The 17,935-nt window shown below is 63.9% G+C and carries 18 protein-coding genes and 2 pseudogenes; 15 read left to right on the top strand and 5 right to left on the bottom strand.

The features are described 5' to 3' along the window. The first annotated feature begins 193 nt into the window (after positions 1 to 193). The 5 genes from cobF to RL_RS32925 all read left to right on the top strand — a co-directional run bounded on the left by cobF (position 194) and on the right by RL_RS32925 (position 4,536). Entirely contained in the window at positions 194 to 958 is a 765-nt protein-coding gene (gene cobF / locus RL_RS32945) for a precorrin-6A synthase (deacetylating) (protein ID WP_011655355.1), read from the top strand. A 71-nt stretch (positions 959 to 1,029) separates the two neighbouring features. Further along, positions 1,030 to 2,412, top strand: a complete 1,383-nt coding sequence (gene cobG / locus RL_RS32940) for a precorrin-3B synthase (RefSeq protein ID WP_011655354.1) — start codon at positions 1,030 to 1,032, stop codon at positions 2,410 to 2,412. Between the two features lie 2 nt (positions 2,413 to 2,414). Beyond that, entirely contained in the window at positions 2,415 to 3,047 is a 633-nt protein-coding gene (locus tag RL_RS32935) for a precorrin-8X methylmutase (RefSeq protein WP_011655353.1), read from the top strand. Then, positions 3,044 to 3,775 (top strand): precorrin-2 C(20)-methyltransferase, encoded by a 732-nt coding sequence (locus RL_RS32930; protein ID WP_011655352.1) that lies wholly within the window; start codon positions 3,044 to 3,046, stop codon positions 3,773 to 3,775. Before RL_RS32935 ends, RL_RS32930 begins: the two co-directional genes overlap by 4 nt. Next, on the top strand, positions 3,772 to 4,536 hold the full coding sequence (locus RL_RS32925) for a precorrin-3B C(17)-methyltransferase (RefSeq protein ID WP_011655351.1): 765 nt from the start codon (positions 3,772 to 3,774) through the stop codon (positions 4,534 to 4,536). The genes RL_RS32930 and RL_RS32925 overlap by 4 nt, the downstream gene beginning before the upstream one ends. Here the strand turns inward: RL_RS32925 and RL_RS32920 are convergent. Then, positions 4,500 to 5,270: a cobalt-precorrin-6A reductase gene (locus RL_RS32920; protein ID WP_011655350.1), complete on the bottom strand. Its 771-nt coding sequence runs from the start codon at positions 5,268 to 5,270 to the stop codon at positions 4,500 to 4,502. The genes RL_RS32925 and RL_RS32920 overlap by 37 nt on opposite strands. Here RL_RS32920 and RL_RS32915 point away from each other — a divergent pair. Together RL_RS32915 and cobM are read left to right on the top strand one after the other, a co-directional pair. Beyond that, positions 5,269 to 6,501 (top strand): bifunctional cobalt-precorrin-7 (C(5))-methyltransferase/cobalt-precorrin-6B (C(15))-methyltransferase, encoded by a 1,233-nt coding sequence (locus tag RL_RS32915; RefSeq protein WP_011655349.1) that lies wholly within the window; start codon positions 5,269 to 5,271, stop codon positions 6,499 to 6,501. The genes RL_RS32920 and RL_RS32915 overlap by 2 nt on opposite strands. 4 nt (positions 6,502 to 6,505) lie before the next feature. Next, entirely contained in the window at positions 6,506 to 7,264 is a 759-nt protein-coding gene (gene cobM / locus RL_RS32910; RefSeq protein WP_011655348.1) for a precorrin-4 C(11)-methyltransferase, read from the top strand. 20 nt (positions 7,265 to 7,284) lie between these two features. Here cobM and RL_RS32905 read toward each other — a convergent pair whose 3' ends face one another. Both RL_RS32905 and RL_RS32900 read right to left on the bottom strand, forming a co-directional pair. Then, positions 7,285 to 8,097, bottom strand: coding sequence for a TIM barrel protein (locus tag RL_RS32905; RefSeq protein WP_011655347.1), 813 nt, complete (start codon positions 8,095 to 8,097; stop codon positions 7,285 to 7,287). Positions 8,098 to 8,259: 162 nt separating this feature from the next. Further along, positions 8,260 to 9,288 carry a LacI family DNA-binding transcriptional regulator gene (locus RL_RS32900; RefSeq protein WP_011655346.1) on the bottom strand — a complete coding sequence of 343 codons (1,029 nt, stop codon included), beginning with the start codon at positions 9,286 to 9,288 and terminating at the stop codon, positions 8,260 to 8,262. Between the two features lie 131 nt (positions 9,289 to 9,419). On the opposite strand from RL_RS32900, the gene RL_RS32895 reads away from it, so the two are divergent. The 8 genes from RL_RS32895 (at position 9,420) to nadC (ending at position 17,432) form a co-directional block, all read left to right on the top strand. Next, on the top strand, positions 9,420 to 10,508 hold the full coding sequence (locus RL_RS32895; protein WP_011655345.1) for a fatty acid desaturase family protein: 1,089 nt from the start codon (positions 9,420 to 9,422) through the stop codon (positions 10,506 to 10,508). A 21-nt stretch (positions 10,509 to 10,529) separates the two neighbouring features. Then, the gene (locus RL_RS32890) at positions 10,530 to 10,844 is read left to right on the top strand and encodes a MocE family 2Fe-2S type ferredoxin (RefSeq protein ID WP_003548266.1); all 315 of its coding nucleotides are present in this window, start codon (positions 10,530 to 10,532) and stop codon (positions 10,842 to 10,844) included. A gap of 11 nt (positions 10,845 to 10,855) precedes the next feature. Continuing rightward, positions 10,856 to 12,082: an NAD(P)/FAD-dependent oxidoreductase gene (locus RL_RS32885; protein WP_011655344.1), complete on the top strand. Its 1,227-nt coding sequence runs from the start codon at positions 10,856 to 10,858 to the stop codon at positions 12,080 to 12,082. 26 nt (positions 12,083 to 12,108) lie between these two features. Then, positions 12,109 to 12,924, top strand: coding sequence for a 3-methyl-2-oxobutanoate hydroxymethyltransferase (locus RL_RS32880; protein WP_011655343.1), 816 nt, complete (start codon positions 12,109 to 12,111; stop codon positions 12,922 to 12,924). A gap of 29 nt (positions 12,925 to 12,953) precedes the next feature. After that, complete coding sequence (locus RL_RS32875; protein ID WP_011655342.1) at positions 12,954 to 13,952, top strand: NUDIX hydrolase; 999 nt, start codon at positions 12,954 to 12,956, stop codon at positions 13,950 to 13,952. A gap of 69 nt (positions 13,953 to 14,021) precedes the next feature. After that, the gene (gene nadA, locus RL_RS32870) at positions 14,022 to 14,993 is read left to right on the top strand and encodes a quinolinate synthase NadA (RefSeq protein WP_011655341.1); all 972 of its coding nucleotides are present in this window, start codon (positions 14,022 to 14,024) and stop codon (positions 14,991 to 14,993) included. Next, positions 14,990 to 16,531, top strand: a complete 1,542-nt coding sequence (locus tag RL_RS32865; protein WP_011655340.1) for an L-aspartate oxidase — start codon at positions 14,990 to 14,992, stop codon at positions 16,529 to 16,531. The genes nadA and RL_RS32865 overlap by 4 nt, the downstream gene beginning before the upstream one ends. After that, on the top strand, positions 16,509 to 17,432 hold the full coding sequence (gene nadC, locus RL_RS32860) for a carboxylating nicotinate-nucleotide diphosphorylase (RefSeq protein ID WP_173364461.1): 924 nt from the start codon (positions 16,509 to 16,511) through the stop codon (positions 17,430 to 17,432). Before RL_RS32865 ends, nadC begins: the two co-directional genes overlap by 23 nt. A gap of 4 nt (positions 17,433 to 17,436) precedes the next feature. Here nadC and RL_RS38735 read toward each other — a convergent pair. Beyond that, positions 17,437 to 17,577: pseudogene (locus RL_RS38735) on the bottom strand (lactoylglutathione lyase); the annotation flags it as partial. Between the two features lie 84 nt (positions 17,578 to 17,661). Further along, a pseudogene (locus RL_RS40920) lies at positions 17,662 to 17,746 on the bottom strand (IS6 family transposase); the annotation flags it as partial. Positions 17,747 to 17,935 lie beyond the last annotated feature (189 nt).

Below are 17,935 nucleotides of genomic sequence, written 5' to 3'. Positions count from 1 at the left end.
TCCTTTTCGATGCGCTTTTCTGTCAACATAGCGTCAAAAAGCGTATCGAAAGTGACACGATTCGGGATTTGCAGCAACAACAGGGCTCAGATGCCACCCACAGGCCGGGTTGGCCGCGGCCAACTCCCGTTCAGCCCTTGCGGCGAGCTGGCTTTTTCGGCAAGACCGCCGGGACTCAACGGGGAGTATCCGCTTGAAGCATATCAATATCATCGGCATCGGCACGGGCAACCCGGAGCACCTCACCATACAGGCGATCAATGCGATGAACGCGGCCGACGTGGTCTTCCTGCCGGTCAAGGGCGCCGGCAAGGAAGAGCTCGCCGAGATCCGGCGGGAGATCTGCGAACGCTATATCAGCCGGCCGGCCGGCAGGGTTTCAGAATTCGCGGTGCCGCAACGGCAGACGGCCGACAAGACCTATGTGCAGAGCGTCGATACTTGGCATGGCGAGATCGCCGGCATCTATGGAGAACTGATCTCCGGTCTCCCGGAGGAGGGCCGCGGCGCCTTTCTCGTCTGGGGCGATCCCAGTCTCTACGACAGCACGATCCGCATCATCGAACGCGTGCGCCAGGAAGGCAGCCTGGATTTCGATTACAGCGTCATTCCCGGCATCACCAGCATTCAGGCGCTGGCGGCCAGCCACAGAACCCCGATCAACCTCGTCGGCAAACCGATCGAGATCACCACAGGACGCAGGCTGGCGCGGGACGGGCTTCTGACCGACAGCACCATCGTCATGCTCGACGGCGAACAGGCTTTTGCAAAGATCGACGATCCCGATGCCGAGATCTTCTGGGGCGCCTATCTCGGTACCAAGGACGAGATCGTCAGAGCAGGGCGACTTGGCGATATCGCCACCGACATTCTGAGGCTCAGGACCGAGGCCAGGCAACGGCACGGCTGGATCATGGACATCTATCTCCTGCGCAAGGGACGGGATTTCGAGGAATAGCGGTCCGAAGCCTTTCCATCAGCTTTGCCGGCCCGGCCGCGATCATGTAAGAAATGATCAGAGGATCAAGAATGAGCATTCGGGCCGCAAAGGCGAGCGACAGGACAGGCGAGGCGGATCTGCACGATCGCCCGGCGGTGGAGATGCGTAGGCGCGGCGCCTGCCCCGCCCTTGCCGCGCCCATGCCGACCGGCGACGGTTTGCTGGTACGGCTGCGGCCGGCCGGTGGCGCGTTGACACTATCACAATTCGCAAGCCTTGCCCGCTCAGCCGCAGCCCATGGAAACGGCATTCTGGAAATCACCGCCCGCGGCAATCTGCAGATCCGAGGCCTTCGGGCTGAGACCGTCGGACAGCTCGCGGCCGATATTGATGCCGCCGGGATCACCGTGCCGGACGGGTCGGCGATCGAGACATCGCCGCTGCACGGCATCGACCCGGAGGGGGTAAGCGATCCGGCCGCAATGGAAATGGCCTTGCGCAGCACGCTCCGCGATCAGCTTGCGTCGCCGCGGCTCGCGCCAAAACTCTCGCTTATCATCGATGGCGGTGGAACCTTCGGCTTATCGGCACTTTCCGCCGATATCCGTATCGTCGCGCAATCCCCCGCAGATTGGCTTGTCGCGATCAATGGCGACGGTGAAACTGCAATGCCAGTCGCGATCGGTCCTGCAGAGGCTGCGATATCGGCCGTCGGCGAAATCCTGAGCCTGTTGGCGACCCTGGGGCAGGGCAGACGGGCAAGGGATATCGATCCGGCGCTTCTGCGGGCGCGTTTTCCCGCGATGGATGGCATTCAGTTCATTCCGTCACGCGCGGCGGGGATGCCGCTTGCCGGCTCGCACAGGCTTAAGGATGGCAAAACCATACTCGGCATCAGGCCGGAATTCGGGCAGATGAGAGCCTCCGATCTGATCGCTTTGCTCGATCTGGCAAAGGCCCGTGGCGCAACGGGCATCCGGCTTGCACCCGGTCGCGGTTTCTTCCTCATCGGGCTTCCAGCAGATACACTGCCGGCTATGCAGATCGCCGCAGCCGGACATGGCTTCGCCGCGCAACCCGGCGAGAACAGCGAGCATATCGCCGCCTGCGCCGGCGCCGGCGGCTGCGGCTCGGCCTTCTACGAGACGCGAACCCTGGCGCGCCGGCTCATTGCCGTGGCACCTGCCCTTTTCGACGGTTCGCTGACGCTGCATCTATCCGGCTGCGCCAAGGGCTGTGCGCACGCGCGGCCGGCGCTGACCCTGACCGGCTCGGCGGAGGGTTATGGCCTCATTCTCAATGGGCTTGCTGCGGATCAGCCGGACGAACGGATCGCTGGCGGTCGGATCGATTTCGCTATAGAGAGGCTCGCCCGGTCCATCGAAGACAACAAGGACGCTGGCGAATCGACCGCCGCCTGCCTTACACGGCTTGGCGCAACCGGCGTTTCGAAGGCGCTGCGACAGGAATAGGAATGCCAGACTACGATTATATCCGCAGCGGCGATGCGATCTACGAGCGTTCCTTTGCCATTATCCGTGCCGAGGCCGATCTTTCGCGCTTCACCGGCGATCAAGCCGAAATCGCCGTGCGCATGATCCACGCCTGCGGGCTGGTCGAGGCGGCCGAGCATTTCCGGTTCTCCGCCGATTTCGTCAGCGCGGCGCGCGACGCGCTGAAGGGTGGGGCGCCGATCTTCTGCGACGCGGAAATGGTATCCCAGGGTGTGACCCGGGCGCGGCTGCCGGCGCTGAACGAGGTGATCTGCACGCTGCGCGATCCCGCGACACCGGAGCTTGCGCGCGAGACCGGCAATACGCGCTCGGCCGCCGCCATGCATCTCTGGCTCGATCGGCTCGGCGGCAGCGTTGTCGCGATCGGAAACGCACCGACCGCCCTCTTCCATCTGCTCGAACTCCTGCGCGACGGCGCCCCGAAACCCGCGGCGATCCTCGGCATGCCCGTGGGTTTCGTCGGCGCGGCGGAATCGAAGGATGCATTGGCGGAGAATTCCTACGGCGTCCCCTTTGCCATCGTCCGCGGCCGGCTCGGCGGCAGCGCCATGACGGCAGCCGCCATCAACGCATTGGCGAGGCCAGGCCTATGACGACAAGCGGCCGTCTTATCGGCGTCGGCACGGGTCCCGGCGATCCGGAGCTCCTCACCCTCAAAGCCGTGCGCGCCATCGAAGGCGCTGATGTGATCGCCTATTTCGCCAAGCAGGGCAGGGGCGGCAACGGCAAGGCGATCGTCGAGCCGCTGCTGAAATCCGGGGTGACGCTACTGCCGCTCTATTATCCTGTGACGACCGAGATCGATAAGAATGACGAACGCTATCACAGGCTGATCACCCAATTCTACGATCTGTCCGCGAAAGCTGTTGCCGGGCATCTCGATGCTGGGCTGACTGTCGCCGTTCTCAGCGAAGGCGATCCGCTCTTCTATGGCTCCTATATGCACCTGCATGTCAGGCTTTCCACGCGCTACCCGACGGAAGTAATCCCGGGCATCAGCGCCATGTCGGGCTGCTGGTCGCTGGCGGGCATGCCGATCGTCCAGGGCGACGACGTGCTTACCGTACTGCCCGGTACGATGGCTGAGGCCGAGCTGACGCGCCGTCTTGCCGATACGCAAGCCGCCGTCATCATGAAGGTCGGCCGCAATCTGCCGAAGATCCGCCGGGCGCTGGCGGCGGCCGGCCGGCTTGCCGAAGCCGTCTATGTCGAGCGCGGCACCATGGCGAATGCGGCGATGGAAAAGCTCGCCGACAGAACCGACGGCGATGCGCCGTATTTTTCGCTCGTGCTGGTGCCGGGCTGGGAGGGCAGCCGATGAGCGGCAGGCTTTTCGTGATCGGCACCGGTCCCGGCAACCCCGAGCAGATGACGCCGGAAGCTTTGGCCGCTGTCGATGCAGCGACGGATTTCTTCGGCTACGGACCTTATCTCGACAGGCTGCAGCTCCGCCACGATCAGCTGCGGCATGCCTCGGACAATCGCGAGGAGCTCGACAGGGCAGGGGCCGCACTCGCCATGGCAGCAGATGGCGCCAAGGTCTGCGTCGTCTCGGGCGGCGACCCGGGCATCTTTGCCATGGCTGCCGCGGTCTGCGAAGCGATCGAGAACGGGCCGGCCGCGTGGCGCGCGGTCGATCTCACCATCCTGCCCGGCATCACGGCGATGCTGGCCGTGGCGGCAAGAGCAGGCGCCCCGCTTGGCCACGACTTCTGCGCCATATCGCTGTCTGACAATCTAAAGCCTTGGAATATAATAGAAACCCGTCTTGTATTGGCGGCAAAGGCAGGTTTTGTCATCGCCCTCTATAATCCGATCAGCCGGGCGCGGCCCTGGCAGCTCGGCGAAGCCTTCAAGCTGTTGCGTGACCATCTGCCTGCAGCAACACCGGTTATTTTCGGGCGGGCAGCCGGGCGGCCGGACGAACGTATCGCCGTCCAGCAGCTGTCGCAGGCGGATGCGTCGATTGCCGATATGGCGACCTGCATCATCATCGGCTCCGCCGAGACACGCATCGTCTCGCGGCCAGGCAGACTGGACCTCGTCTATACGCCGCGCTTCATGGCGGGGGGGAACAGGTGATCGATCGCCGCCAGCGCCGCCTCGACAGTGTCGACCGCCTTGACGATCGAGGCCGGTGCGCGCGCCACCATCATCACCTCGATACCGAGCAGGCGGGCTGCCTCGATCTTCGCATATGTAGCGGCACCGCCGCTGTTCTTGGCGACGATGGCGTCGATGTCGTGCCGCCTCAGCAGATCGCATTCACCGTCCAGCGTGAACGGTCCACGCTCGAGGATGTACTCGACATTATCAAGCGCAAGCGCCGGTTCGACGGGATCGACGCTGCGGACGAGATAGTGATGCTGCGGTGCGGCTTCCGCATGATGCGCGCCCTGCCGGCCCGTCGCCAGGAAGACATGGCGGGGGGAGGGGCCGAGCGCTTCGATGGCAGCCGGAATGCTCCGCACCTCCCGCCAGCGATCGCCCGGTCGACGTTGCCATTCGGGACGGCGCAGAACGATGGCAGCAATACAGGCGGTCTCGGCCGCGAAAGCGGCGTTGGCCGAAATGCGCTCGGCGAAGGGGTGCGTGGCGTCGATCAACAGGTCATATCCGCCAGCCTTCAGGAAAGCGGAAAGTGCCGCAGCGCCGCCGAAACCGCCGATGCGGACCGGAACAGGCTGCACGGCCGGTTTTTCGGTGCGTCCGGCAAGCGACAACAAAACATCGCGATCATCCCGCGCCGCCAGCGCCTCGGCCAGCAGCCGCGCCTCGCTGGTGCCGCCAAGGATCAAGATGCGGGGTCGTCCCATGTCTGATGTCGCTCCTGCGTCCGGTCAGCGCTGGCTGACTATTATCGGCATCGGCGAAGATGGTCCAGAAGGGTTGGGCGAGGAGGCGAAAAGGCTGATCGCGACCGCACCCGCCGTCTTCGGCGGCGTGCGGCACCACGCGCTTGCTGCCTCGCTGATCACAGGCGAAAAGCTTTCCTGGCAGAGCCCGTTCGAGCGCTCGGTCGAGGCTATCCTAGAAAGGCGTGGCACGCCTGTCGTCGTGCTCGCCTCTGGCGATCCCTTCCTCTATGGCGTCGGCGCAACGCTCTCCCGCCATGTGGCGGCGGAAGAGATGTGCACCATCCCCGCGCCCTCGGCCTTCAGCCTTGCCGCGTCCCGCCTTGGCTGGCCGCTGCAGGAGGTCGCGACGATCTCGCTGCATGGAAGACCGATCGACCTGATCCGGCCGCATCTGCATCCCGGACGGCGCATCATCGCGCTGACCTCGGATGAGAAGGGGTCTGGCGATCTGGCTGCGCTGCTGACTGCTGCTGGCTTCGGTCAGTCGCAACTTACGGTGCTCGAGGCGCTTGGCGGCGCTCGGGAACGACAGAGAAGCGTCCTGGCGGCGGATTTCGACCTGCTGGACATCGATCCCCTGAATGTCTGCGCACTCGAAATCGCGGCAGGGGAGGGGGCACGCATTCTGCCGTTTACCGCCGGGCTCGAGGACGAGTTGTTCGAGCATGATGGGCAGATCACCAAACGTGAAATCCGGGCGATGACGCTTTCGGCGCTCGCGCCGCGTCACGGCGAACTGCTCTGGGATATCGGCGCCGGCTCGGGATCGATCGGCATCGAATGGATGTTGGCCGATCCCAGCCTCAAGGCAATCGCCCTCGAACAGTCGCCGGAGCGGGCCGCACGTGTTGCTCGCAATGCATCCGCCTTCGGCGTGCCGCATCTCGCCGTCGTCGAAGGTGCGGCACCCCTCGCACTGAAGGGCCTGCCGGAGCCGGATGTGATCTTCCTCGGCGGTGGCGGCAGCGAGCCGGGTGTTATCGATACTGCGATTGCCGCGCTGAAGCGGGGAGGGCGGCTCGTTGCCAATGCCGTGACGCTGGAAATGGAAGCGGTGCTGCTCGCCGAACATGCAAAACGCGGCGGTTTCCTCACGCGGATCGAAATATCGCGTGCCCAGCCTGTGGGCGGCATGAGCGGCTGGCGGCCGGCAATGCCGGTAACGCAGTGGCGCTGGACGAAAGGATGACGAGATGACGGTGCATTTCATCGGCGCGGGGCCAGGTGCCGCGGATCTGATCACGGTGCGAGGCCGCGATCTCATCACCCGATGCCCGGTCTGCCTTTATGCCGGCTCGATCGTCTCGCCTGAACTGCTGCAATATTGTCCGCCGGGTGCGCGTATCGTCGATACGGCGCCGATGTCGCTCGACGAGATCGAGGCGGAATATCTTCGCGCTGCTGCGGCCGGCCAGGATGTCGCCCGGCTGCATTCCGGCGATCTCTCGGTCTGGAGTGCGGTCGCCGAGCAGGTGCGCCGGCTTCAAAAGCATGGCATCGACTATACGATGACGCCTGGTGTTCCGGCCTTTGCCGCTGCGGCCTCGGCGCTCGGCCGAGAACTGACGATCCCGGCCGTGGCCCAAAGCCTGGTGCTGACCCGCGTTTCCGGCCGCGCGTCACCGATGCCGAACGACGAGACACTGGCGAAGTTCGGCGCGACGGGCGCCACGCTGGCGATCCATCTGGCTATCCACGCGCTGAAGCAAGTGGTCGAAGAGTTGACGCCGCTTTGCGGCTCCGACTGCCCTGTTGCGATCGTCGTCAAGGCCTCCTGGCCGGACGAGCGCATCCTGCGCGGCACGCTTGCCGATATCGAGGCAAAGGTTGCGGCCGAACCGATCGAACGCACGGCGATCATCTTCGTCGGCCCCTCACTCGCGGCGGAAGATTTTCGCGAAAGCTCGCTCTACGATCCGGCCTATCAGCGCCGGTTCAGAGGCCGGGAATAACTGCAGGCGACTGGGCGGCTTTAAACCCGCGCTGTCAGATACTCCATGCTGGCGCGCAGCGCGCCGGCCGGATCTTTCAGCGCATGCACCTCCGCCGCGAAGGGCTCGAAGGAGAACGGGCCGGTATAGCCCGCCTGCAGCAGCGCCCTGAGCTGCCCGGCATTGTCGAGCAGGTCGTCGGCATTGACCAGGACACGGTGGGAATCGCGCATATCGGCAACGGAAACAGCCGCGTCGTCGACGCCGGAGATGTGCACAAGGCCGGTCAGATCAGGAAAGGTCGCCGCTTCGCCGGCAAGGTGATGGTGGAAGGTGTCGTGGACAAGCCTGAAGGTCGATTCCGCGCCGAGTTCCCTGATTGCTTCGGCCGCCTCGGTCTTCGAGCGCAGTGAGCAGATCTCGAAGCCGAGCGGCTCGACGAGACCGATAATGCCGGCCTCCTCCAGCATCGGCTTCAGCGCGGCCAGAGACTGGCGGAGATTGGCCTGCCGTTCGCCATCGGCGCAGCCGGTGCCGTCGTTCTTCGGAACGAGGACGAGCGCCCTGGCGCCCGACGCGCCGGCATAATCGATCAGCTCCTGCGCTTCGGCGGCCCGGGTCGCATTCCACTCATTGAAGCGCTGCAGGGCGTTGATCGAGATGATCGTCAGACCATGACGGGCAGCCGCTTGCCTGATCATCTCGGGATGGGTGCCGTCAAGGATGGCATTGCCGGAAAGGTCGTTGCGGATCTCGACGGCATCGATGCCGAGCGATCGGGCCAGCGCGAAAAAATCATCAATGGCAAGCGACGGCGCGGCCATATGGTTGAGCGCAAAACGGATCGAAGTCATGATCGGTATCTCCTCCTGATCTCCGCGTCAGGGCGGAGCGGTCCTCGTGAATGGATCCCGCGAATCTCTATCGGAATTCGCGCCGCAATCCATCCGTCATCGCCGGCGCCGGCTTTCATTGCTGAGAGAATTTCGAACGGAATGATGGAATTCCATCATTGCTTAGATGTTCTCCGAAATATGGATATCGAAAGGCAGGAAGAGTTGCCCGGGAACAGCCGTTTCGCCGTTTTCGATGGCGCCCGTCATCAGCACCATCAATTCCTTACAGAGAGCGGGCAGGGGGGTACCGATCGCCATGGCGACGATATCGTCGGCAAGGCCGGCTTTGCTGTCGGGCGTCAGCTCGTTGACCACCAGGACGATCTTGCCGCCGACGCCTTCTTCGCGGAATGCCGAAATTGCCCCCTCCATGCCGCCGCCGCAGACATAGAGGCCGACGAGATCCGGATGTTTCTGCAGCAGTGTCAACGTCGCCTCATGCGTGATTTCGGCGGTCTCGAGATTGATCAGCGTGTCGACGACATCGAACTCGGGCGCATTCTCGCGAAAATAGGAGCGGAAGCCGATTTCTCTGAGCTCATGGCCGTGAAAGCGGTGGCTGCCGACGAAACAGGCGACCTTGCCGGGTCTGCCGGCCGTCCGTGCAATCGTCCAGGCGGCGGTGCGCCCGACCTTGCGGTTGTTGACGCCGACATAGGCGTCGCGCACGCCCGTGGCGAGATCGGAGAGCAGCGAGAAGACGGGAATGCCGCGCTCCTTCAACTCCTCGACCGCCGTCGTCACCGCCGGATAATCCGGACCGACGAGAGCAACGGCCTGGTTGCGGGCACCGAGCGCCTTGATCTTTTCGACGATGGCTGCCGGTGTCGCGGCTGAAGGAAAGTCGATCTGCGTCTGGATGCGCGCGGTCGTGAGCGCCCGCGCTGCGGTTTCGATCTCACGCACGAAGCTCTGATAGAAGGGCTGCATCGGCTTCTGCAGCAGGAAGGCGAGCCTGTATTGCGGCAGATCCTCGAAGACGCGCTGCTTGATGAGGCCGACAGCGTGATAGCCGATCGACTGCGCCGCATCATAGACCCGTCGCGCCGTTTCCTCGCGCACGCGGTGGCGCGCGTTAAGAACGCGGTCGACGGTGGCGACACTGACGCCGGAGGCGCGGGCAAGATCGGATATGGTGGGACGGCGCATTGGTGTTCCTGATGGATTCAATCATGAATGCAAGCCAATCTTGATGGCTTTTGATAGATTATATCAAGCCTGCATTGAGCGCTTTCCAAAGTCAACCTATTCTCCCAGGCAAGGGCAATGGGAGGCGGATAATGGCGAGCCAGACGAAGAAACGTGACTACGACCTTCTCGGCGAAAGCGGTCGCACCGCCATCGAGACGGGGCTTGCGGCAGCCGAATGGTATCACACCGACATTCCGCGCAAGGAGATGAAGGCGCTGATGCAGCGCTCCGATGCGCCGGCGATCCGCGACACGATCATCTGGCTCGGCGCCATGGCAATCTTTGCCGGGCTCGGCATCTATTTCTGGGGCTCGTGGGTGGCCGTGCCCTTCTTCCTCGCCTATGGCGTGCTCTACGGCTCGGCCACCGACAGCCGCTGGCACGAATGCGGTCACGGCACCGCCTTCAAGACGCGCTGGATGAACGATGTCGTCTACCAGATTGCCTGCTTCATGATCATGCGCAATCCGGTGACCTGGCGCTGGAGCCATGCGCGCCACCATACCGATACGGTGATCGTCGGCCGCGATCCCGAGATCGCCGTCATGCGGCCGCCTGATCTCTTCCGGCTGGTGCTTAATTTCTTCGGCATCCTCGACGCCTGGCATGCGATCGTCGATATGCTGCGCAATGCCTTCGGCGTCGTCAGCGCGGCGGAAAAGACGTTCATTCCCGAGATGGAGCAGCCAAAGGCCATCCGCATCGCCCGCATCTGGCTGGCGATCTATGTCGCGACGATCGCGGCCGCGATCGCCATGGGTTCGATCCTGCCGCTCGTGCTGGTCGGCCTGCCGCGCCTTTACGGCGCCTGGCACCATGTGCTGACCGGACTGCTACAGCATGGCGGTCTTGCCGACAATGTCATCGATCATCGGTTGAACAGCCGCACGGTCTATATGAACCCGATCAGCCGCTTCATCTACTGGAACATGAATTATCACGTCGAACATCACATGTTTCCGATGGTGCCCTACCACGCGCTACCCAAGCTGCACGCGATGATCAAACACGACCTGCCGGCGCCGAACCCGTCGATCTGGTCCGGCTATCGCGAGATGATCCCGGCCTTCCTGCGCCAGCTGCGCAACGAGGATTATTTCCTGAAGCGCGACCTGCCGGCCACCGCGCGGCCCTATCGCGAGGAATTCCACAACGAGTTGGCCCCGGCCGCGCAATAAAGACAATCGAGGGAGGAAAAGATGAGCGGAAATTGGATCCAGGTCTGCGACAAGGACGAGATCGACGAGGAGGATGTCATCCGCTTCGACCACGACGGGCGCACATTCGCGGTCTATCGCAGCCCGGACGACGAATTCTTCGCGACCGACGGGCTCTGCACGCATGAACATATCCATCTCGCCGATGGGCTTGTCATGGATGAGATCATCGAATGTCCAAAGCATAATGGCCGCTTCAACTACAAAACGGGCGAAGCCAAGGGTGCGCCGGTCTGCGTCAATCTCAAGACTTATCCTGTCAAGATCGAAGACGGTGCCGTCTTCATCTCGCTCTGAGGGAGGCCGGCATGGCTCATTACGTCATCCTGGGTGCGGGCGAATGCGGTGCGCGCGCTGCCTTCGCCTTGCGGGAAAAGGGCTTTGCTGGCGAGATAACGCTGGTCGGCGCCGAGCCGCTTCCTCCTTATGAACGGCCGCCGCTTTCGAAGGCCGGCTCCACCGATGCAAGCGATCCGAAATTCATCGCCGCGGCGGAAAAATACGCCGAAAACGGCATCCGGCTGCTCACCGGCCTGGAGGCCAGGGATTTCGATCCCGCATCCAGGATCGTCACGCTTTCGGACGGGACGGCGCTTTCCTACGACAAGCTTCTGCTCGCAACCGGTGCGGCCGCGCGTTCGCTCCCCGGTGCGCCGGAGGGCAGCCGGCATATTCGCGCACTGCGGACGCATCACGATGCGGCGGCGCTGCGCGAAGCAATGAAGCCGGGCCGGCATATCGCCATCATCGGTGGCGGCTTCATCGGACTGGAACTTGCGGCGACGGCGCGGTTGCTCGGCGCCGGCGTCACCGTCATCGAGGGGCTGGAACGCGTACTGAAGCGCGGCGTGCCGGAGGAGATCGCCCATCTGCTCACCGAGCGCCACCGCGCTGAAGGCGTCGATATCCGCTGCGGCGTCTCCATCGAGGCGCTGACCGAAGAAAGCGGAAAAGCCCTGATCCGATTGTCGACCGGAGAGGTGATCGAAGCCGATCTCGTCCTCGTCGGCATCGGCGCACGGCCGAATGTCGAGATCGCCGAAAGGGCAGGCCTCGCAATCGACAACGGCATTGCCGTCGACACCCATCTCCAGACCTCCGCACCTGATGTCTTTGCGGCCGGCGATTGCTGCTCCTTTCCGCTGTCGATCTATGGCGGCCGGCGGGTGCGGCTCGAATCCTGGCGCAATGCCCAGGAGCAGGGCACATTGGCCGCGGCCAACATGCTCGGCCTCAATGAAGCCGTTTCATCAGTGCCGTGGTTCTGGTCGGATCAATACGACATGACGCTCCAGATATCAGGCCTTGCCGAAGGGGCTGCCGCGCATCAGCGCCGCGATCTCGGCGCAGGCGCCTTCATTCTTTTCCATCTCGACGCCGACGGACGCTTGATCGCCGCAAGCGGCATCGGACAGGGCAATGCGGTGGCGCGTGACATCAGGCTCGCCGAAATGCTGATCGCAGCGCGCGCCCATCCGAACCCGGCAGCACTGGCAGCCAGCGACATCAAGCTGAAATCCCTGCTCGCCGCCTGAGCCGCCCGATATTTTCAAAGGAATAGATGATGAAGAAACATAAACGCGCGACGGTCGCCGATCTGCTTGCGGAAAAAGGCAAGCGCCAGCTCACCATGCTGCGCGTCACCTCGCTGGAGGAGGCGGACGCCGCCGAAAAGGCCGGGATCGACATCGTCTCAGTGCCGCCCTCGCTGCTCGGGCCGGTCTTTCGCGAGATCGCCCCCACTCTCTTTGCCATTCCGGGGCTCGAATATGGCGACCATGTCTCGGCGGAAGACTATCTGCGTGCCGCCTTTGCGGCGCTCAAGGCGGGCGGCGATGCGGTCTATTGCGCCGCAAGCCTGCAGACGATCCGGCGCATGCGGGACGAGGGTATCCCGGTCTGCGGCCATCTCGGACTGATCCCTTCGAAGGCGACCTGGACCGGCGGCTTCCGTGCCGTCGGCAAGACGGCGGCGAGTGCGGCCGAAATCTGGCGGCAGACCAAGGCACTGGAAGAGGCCGGCGCCTTCGCCGCCGAAATCGAAGTCGTGCCGGGGGATGTCGCTGCCGCCATCAGCAGCAACACCTCGATGCTGATGATCTCCATGGGGGCAGGCAGCGGCTGCGACGCCCAATATCTCTTCGCCGACGACGTGCTCGGCGCCAATCGCGACCACACTCCGCGCCACGCCAAGATCTATCGCGACTTTGCCGCCGAACATGACCGGCTGCAGCGCGAGCGCATCGCCGCCTTCACGGAATTTGCCGAGGATGTCAGGACAGGCGCCTATCCGGAAAAGCGCCATCTCGTCGGTATCGACGACGCGGAACTGGAGATCTTCCTGCAGCGGCTGAAAAGCGAGACGGGCGATAGCTGAGGGCAAACGCGTTCTATTGCCTCGATGATGTGGGAAGCGCTGCAAAGGCGCTTCCTCTCCATTGGCTTCCGTCCCGGCCTGTGTCAGGAATTATCCGTTCGATTCATTCGGAACGGAGTATTCGGTCCCCTGTGACGATCGGCTTTGCGCATGCGGAATTGATTGCGGTGCTCGTCGCGGTGACGGGGGACGAACCGCGCGTGATGACCATCCGTTCCGGCAATGCGCTGCCGTCGGGCCCCTTCGAAATGGGTCATCGCACCCTGCAATCTGGCCTGCGCGAATGGGTGCAGGAGCAGACGGAACATCCCGTCGGCTATCTCGAACAGCTCTATACCTTCGCCGACCGCGACCGGAACAACGACATCCCAGGCGGGCGGACGATCTCGATCAGCTATCTCGGCCTCGTCAACGAGCAATCCGGCGCCGGCCGGCCGGGATGGCACGGCTGGTACGAATATTTCCCCTGGGAAGACCACCGGCAGGGCCGGCCAGCCGTGCTTGACGAGATCATGGCGCGTCTGAGGAGCTGGGCCGATGCCGATCCGGCAAGACGCGACCATCGCCATCGCCGGGCAGATTTCACTTTCGGCCTCGACGGCGGCGGCTGGAACGAGGATCTGGCCCTGCAGCGCTACGAACTGCTTTACGAGGCGGGGCTCGTCTCGGAAGCCGGATGCGGGGCGGAGGCCAATCTCGGCCGCGCGATGTTTGCCGATCACCGCCGAATTCTCGCCACCGGCATCGCCCGGCTGCGCGCCAAGATCAAATACCGCCCCGTCGTCTTCGAGCTGATGCCGGAGAGTTTTACGCTGCTGAGGCTGCAGCGCACCATCGAAGCTTTGGCGGGACTGACGCTGCACAAGCAGAACTTCCGCCGCCTCATCGAACAGCAGGAACTGGTCGAGGAAACCGGCGGAACCGAAAGCGAAACCGGCGGCCGCCCGGCCAAGCTTTTCCGCTTTCGCCATACCGTTCTCGAAGAACGCGCGCTGGCAGGAACGAAATTACCGCTCTCTCGCAATTGACATATGCTCACGGTGAGAATATCTCTTTGCTCATGATATGCTCAAACAGAGCATAATTAGGAGCCGGTCATGAATTATCCTGTTTCCGCATCCTCGCTCTACGAGCGCGTCAGCCGCGTCATTCCCAAAGCCGAATGGATGACGTTCGAAAATGACGTCGACGCGATCCTCGAACTCAAGCGCCGCCGCAACGCCGTCATTCTCGCGCACAACTATCAGACACCGGAGATCTTCCACGGCGTGGCCGATATCGTCGGCGACAGCCTGGCGCTCGCCCGCAAGGCGATCGAGGTCGACGCCGATGTCATCGTGCTTGCCGGCGTGCATTTCATGGCCGAGACCGCCAAGCTGCTGAACCCTGAGAAAACAGTATTGATCCCGGATCTCGGCGCCGGCTGTTCGCTGGCGGATTCGATCACGCCCGAGGATATCGCCCTGCTGCGCCAGGCCCATCCCGGCGTGCCCATCGTCACCTATGTCAACACCTCGGCCGCAGTGAAGGCTGCCTCCGACATCTGCTGCACCTCGGGCAATGCCAAGCAGGTGGTGGAATCGCTCGGCGTGCCGAAGGTGCTGATGATCCCGGACGAATATCTGGCGCGCAACGTCGCCCGCGAGACTGGCGTCGAGATCATCGCCTGGCATGGCCATTGCGAGGTGCACGAACTCTTCACCGCCGAGGATGTGCGCCAGCTGCGCGAAAACCATCCGGGCGTGACGGTACTCGCCCATCCGGAATGCCCGCCCGAAGTGGTGGCGGAAGCCGATTTCGCCGGCTCCACCGCTGTCATGTCGGACTATGTCGGCAGGCAGAAGCCGGCACGCGTCGTGCTGCTCACCGAATGCTCGATGAGCGACAATGTCGCCGTGCACCATCCCGATGTCGAGTTCATTCGCCCCTGCAATCTCTGCCCGCATATGAAGCGCATCACGCTGGCCAATATCCGCGCGGCACTCGAGGAAAATCGCCACGAGGTCACCGTCGATCCGGCAATTGCGGTGGCCGCGCGCCGCGCCGTCGAGAGGATGCTGGCGATATGACCGAGATTCTCGAGCATCTCACTGGGCGCACGGTGATCGTCGGCAGCGGGCTTGCGGGGTTGATGACCGCGCTGACACTGGCGCCTGAACCCTCCGTGATCGTCACCCGCGCGGCCCTTGGCGCGGAGACATCGAGCGCCTGGGCGCAGGGCGGCATCGCCGCTAGCATGGGCGCCGACGATAGCGCGGCGCTGCATCTTGCCGATACGCTTGCGGCCGGCGACGGGCTTTGCGATCCGCTGGTCGCCGCCGGCATCATCGCCGAGGCCCCGGCGGCGATCGCGGCGCTGGAGCAAGCCGGCGTCCGTTTCGACCGGAATGCCGCGGGCGAACTCTCGCTCGGACTGGAGGCGGCCCATAATCGCCGCCGTATCGTCCATGCCGAAGGCGACGGCTCGGGTGCTGCGATCATCGCCGCGCTGATCAAAGCAGTGATGGAAACGCCAGCTATATCAGTGCTCGAAGGTTTCGAGGCGCGGCGGATTCTGATGGACGGCGAGCGGGTCGCCGGCCTGCTCTGCGCGACCGCGAATGGCGCGGCCATTCTGCCGACCTCGAAGGTGGTGCTCGCCACCGGCGGCATCGGCGGGCTTTACGACGCGACCACCAATCCGATGGGCAATTTCGGCCAGGGGATCGCGCTCGCGGCAAGGGCGGGTGCCGCGCTCGCCGATATGGAATTCGTCCAGTTCCATCCGACCGCACTCGATTCACGCCGCCGGCCGCTGGCGCTCATCAGCGAGGCGGTGCGCGGGGAGGGGGCCTTGCTCGTCAACGAGCGCGGCGAACGCTTCATGGCCCGCATATTCGGCGCAGAGCTTGCGCCGCGCGACGTGGTGGCGCGGGCGATCAGCGCCGAAATCGCCCGCGGCGGCCGAGTCTTTCTCGACGCCCGCGCGGCTCTCGGCAGCCGCTTTGCCGCTCGTTTTCCTGTCATCTCCGCCCTTTGCGGCGAGGCCGGCATCGATCCGGCGAAAGACCTCATTCCTGTGCGCCCGGCCGTTCACTATCACATGGGCGGCGTCGCCACGGATGCAAATGGCCGCAGCTCGGTTCCCGGTCTCTGGGTCGCCGGTGAGGCGGCCGCGACCGGTCTGCACGGCGCAAACCGGCTTGCCAGCAATTCGCTGCTGGAGGCGGCTGTCATGGGCATGCGGGCGGCGCGCGACATATCAGGCGTGCCCGTAGGTGCCATCAGCGCCATCTTCGCCGAGAGACTGCCGGCGGCTGCCGATGCATCGCTCGTCCGGCCGAACGTCTCGCGTCCTCTCGGCGTGCTGCGCAATGCCGGCGCCATTCAGGGGGCGATCGCCGCCCTGCTGCCGCTTGCAGAAGGCAACGGCCCGGCCGCCGATCCGGCCATCGTCGCGCTGCTGATCGCCGTCTTTGCCAGCCTGCGGATGGAATCGCGCGGCGCCCATGCCCGCACCGATTTTCCGCTGAAGCTCGCCAACGCCAACCGGCGCCGGATGTGCCTTTCCGACGTTCTGGAGATCGCCCGCGCGACACCGCCCTATGCCCTTGCAAGGAGTGCCTGAGATGAGCCTTGTTCCCCTTCCGCGCCTGATCGTCGAGCCGCTGGTGCGGGCAGCCCTTCTCGAAGATCTCGGTCTTGCCGGCGACATAACCTCGGCCGCCGTCATCCCTAGGGATCATCGTTCGACGGTGGTGATGGCTGCGCGTCAGCCGGGCGTGATCGCCGGTCTCGATGCCGCCGAACTCGCTTTCGCTCTCGTCGATCCAGAGATCGTCATGCGCCGCCATCTCCAGGATGGCGATGCGGTCAAGCCCGGCGACGTGATCGCCACCATCGAAGGTCCGTCGCGTGGCTTGCTGAGCGCCGAGCGCACCGCGCTGAATTTCCTCGGCCATCTCTCAGGTATTGCGACTGTGACGGCTCAGATTGCCGCCGCCATTCGCGGCACCAGGGCGTCCGTTGCCTGCACGCGCAAGACGACGCCGGGCCTCAGGTCGCTGGAGAAATATGCCGTGCGGGCCGGCGGCGGCATGAACCACCGTTTCGCGCTTTATGACGCGGTGCTGATCAAGGATAATCACGTGGCCATCGCCGGTGGGGTGACGGAGGCGATCCGCCGGGCGCGGGCAGGCGTCGGCCATATGGTGAAGATCGAAGTCGAAGTGGACACCCTCGATCAGCTGTGTGAAGCGATGGAGACCGGCGTCGACGCCGTGTTGCTCGACAATATGACGCCGGATCAGCTGCGCGAGGCCGTCGCCATCGTCGCCGGCCGGGCCATCACCGAGGCATCCGGCCGCGTCACGCCGATGACGGCCGCCGCAATCGCCGCTTCCGGTGTCGACCTCATTTCCGTCGGCTGGTTGACGCACAGCGCGCCGGTACTGGATATCGGGCTCGATTTCGTCGAAGCCGCGGCCGCGACGGAGGTTAGCCCGAAACGGATTGCACAGGCGCTGTGATCCCTCAGGCCGGCTTCGGCTGGACTTCCTTGTCGCTGTCGAATTCCAGCAGTTCGATCATCACGCCGAGATCGGGCACCGTGTCGTAATAGGCATAACGTCCGTGGCCGCCGTCGAATTCGCCATGCTGGAGCAGGCGGTGGCCCGGCATCGTAAACTTAACGATCGCAAGGCAATTCTAGGCTGGCCGCGCCTCGACGGTTCTTGCCCGAGCGATTTGCGCCCACACGTGTCTGGGGATGTGGAAGAGGTTGGCGATCGGATCATGGAGAGAGACGAAGCGCTGGATGACGCTGTGATTTGAAGCGCTAAAGCTAAAGGTGCGACAAGAAAATTACGAGCTAAGCGCTCTAAATATTAGAACGCTCATTTCTTCAGCCGCCGGCCCGCTCGGCTGCAGAGGAATTTATCCTTTTATTTCAATCACATCGATGACGGGCCGGCCCACCTCAACCTCAATGCTGTCAATTTCGCCTGTTTTTTCAGCACACGAATTGAAGCGT

The organism is Rhizobium johnstonii 3841 (genome assembly GCF_000009265.1).
Lineage (GTDB): Bacteria > Pseudomonadota > Alphaproteobacteria > Rhizobiales > Rhizobiaceae > Rhizobium > Rhizobium acaciae.
This window is presented reverse-complemented; position numbering and strand designations above follow the sequence as displayed.